This is a genomic window from Streptomyces scabichelini (assembly GCF_011045015.1).
GTDB lineage: Bacteria > Actinomycetota > Actinomycetes > Streptomycetales > Streptomycetaceae > Streptomyces > Streptomyces scabichelini.
In genome coordinates, this window is record NZ_JAAKZY010000449.1 from 1 (window position 1) to 2,014 (window position 2,014).

The following is a 2,014-nucleotide window of genomic DNA, read 5'->3' on the forward strand; positions in this document are numbered from 1 at the left end:
CTACTACCCCGCCGCCCCCAGGAACTCCCGCAGTATCCGCTCGCCCGCCCCGACACCCCGTTCCGGCAGGGCCGTGACCGTGGGGGCCGTCCAGCCCGCGTCGGCGAGTTCGCCGTGGCCCGGGCGCCAGCCGCGGTCGGCGGCGAGGAGGAGGTCGGCGTCGAGGAGGGAGTCGCCCGCGGCGAGGGTGAGGTCGGCTCCGGTGCGGCGGGCGATCTCGCGCATCGCGGCGCTCTTGGTGAGCGGCTTCGGTACGGCGTAGATCTTGCGGCCCTGGAGGGACACGGTCCAGCCGCGGTTCTCCGCCCATACGGCCAGTTCCTTCACCCAGTCCTCGGGAAGCAGCTCGCGCTCGACGACGACGTACGCGAAGAGGTCCTCGGCGACTCGGTGCTTGCGCACCCAGGTCGGGTCGCTGGTGGCCTCCATGTGCGCGCGCACCTCGTCCAGCGAGGCGCACTCACTCGCCAGCCGCTCGGTCACCCGCGCGTGCCACTCGGCATCCGAGACACCGTCGACGAGGAGATGACCGCCGTTGGCGCAGATCGCGTACTTCGGGGCGGGGCCCGGGAGCCGGATGCGCTGGTACTGCAGGCGCGTACGGGTCGTGGTCGGCACGAAGACGGTCGCGTCGCCGAGTTCGGCGAGCAGCACGGCCGCGGTCTCCGTCATGTACGACAGCGGCGCGCCCTCGTACACCTCGACGCAGAGCAGCCGGGGCGCCTCCTCGTCCGGCAGGGGCAGCGCGAGCGCGGCGGCGGAGTAGATGAGCGTGCGGTCGAGGTCGCTGGCGACGAGCACCTTGGGCGACTTGGGCGAAGCCGTGGTCATCAGACCGTCACCGCCCTGCCGTCGGCGCCGGTCGCCCCGCGGGTGTACTTGGGGTGGATCAACCCGACGCAGGTGTACGGGAGTTCGGCCACCTCCTCGACGGGTACGCCCCGCTGCTCGGCGAGCAGGCGTACGTGATCCAGGTCGGCGCCCGCTCCGGCGCGCGCGAGGATCTTCCACGGGACGCGGCGCAGGAGTACCCGGGTCGCCTCGCCGACGCCCGGCTTGACGAGGTTCACGTCGTGGATCCCGTACTCCTCGCTGATCCGCTCGACGGCCGCCCAGCCCTCCCAGCTCGGGGTGCGGTCCATGGAGAGCAGGTCCTTGACCAGGGTGTCGACGGCGTCGCCGACCTCGTCGAAGCGGTCGGAGACGGCGTCCAGGAAGTCGACGGAGACGTCCGCGTCGGCGAGCTCGCGGTAGAACTTCGCGCCGTGGAAGTCGTGCTCCCCGACCAGGTCGGCGCGCAGCACCGTACGCGAAATGAGCCCGGAGACAGTCGAGTTGAGGCAGGCGGAGGGGATGAGGAAGTCCTCGCGGGTGCCGTAGGTGCGTACGCAGGAGCCGGGGTCGGCGAGCACCGCGATCTCCGGGTCGAAGCCGGTGATGCCGTCGGAGGCCTCGAACTCCTCGACGGCCTGGGCGAGTTCGCGGGTGATGGCGCCCTTGCCGGTCCAGCCGTCCACGAAGACGACGTCGGCCGGGTCGTGGTGGGCGGCCAGCCAGCGCAGCGCGTTCGCGTCGATGCCACGGCCGCGGACGATGGAGACGGCGTAGTGCGGCAGGTCGAGCGCGTGCCGGTGCTGAGCCCAGCGGCGCATCAGGATGCCGACGGGGGTGCCAGCGCGGGCGAGCGACACGAGGACGGGACGCGGCGACCGCTCCGCCAGCACGGTCTCCGTGACGGCGCCCACGGCCTGGGCGATCCGCGCGGCCGAGATGTCCAGGGCGGCGCGGAACAGCTCCTGGTACTGGGCGCTCGGCTGGTACTCCACCGGCAGCGACTCCGCGTAGTGCGCGCCGCCGCTCTGGATCGCCTCCTCGCGCTCCTCCGTCGGCGCCTCCAGCGTGACGTCCGAGAGGTCCTGGAGCAGCCAGCCGACCTCGTCAGGGGCGTACGAGGAGAAGTCGGGGCCGCGGAGGGGCTCGGGCAGCATGGTGGGCCTTTCGGACAGCTGCGGGG

At 72.5% G+C, this 2,014-nt stretch carries 2 protein-coding genes; both read right to left on the minus strand.

The annotated features are described in order from the left end of the window. Positions 1-3: 3 nt before the first annotated feature. On the minus strand, positions 4-831 hold the full coding sequence (locus tag G5C60_RS50555) for an HAD family hydrolase (RefSeq protein WP_165271049.1): 828 nt from the start codon (positions 829-831) through the stop codon (positions 4-6). Then, the coding region (locus G5C60_RS50560) for a cysteine protease StiP family protein (protein ID WP_165271051.1) at positions 831-2,014 on the minus strand (1,184 nt) is incomplete at its 5' end. The genes G5C60_RS50555 and G5C60_RS50560, both read right to left, overlap by 1 nt.

Excerpts from the sequence above, each read along its gene's own strand:
- G5C60_RS50555 (WP_165271049.1), bottom strand. The coding sequence starts at position 831 with ATGACCACGGCTTCGCCCAAGTCGCCCAAGGTGCTCGTCGCCAGCGAC.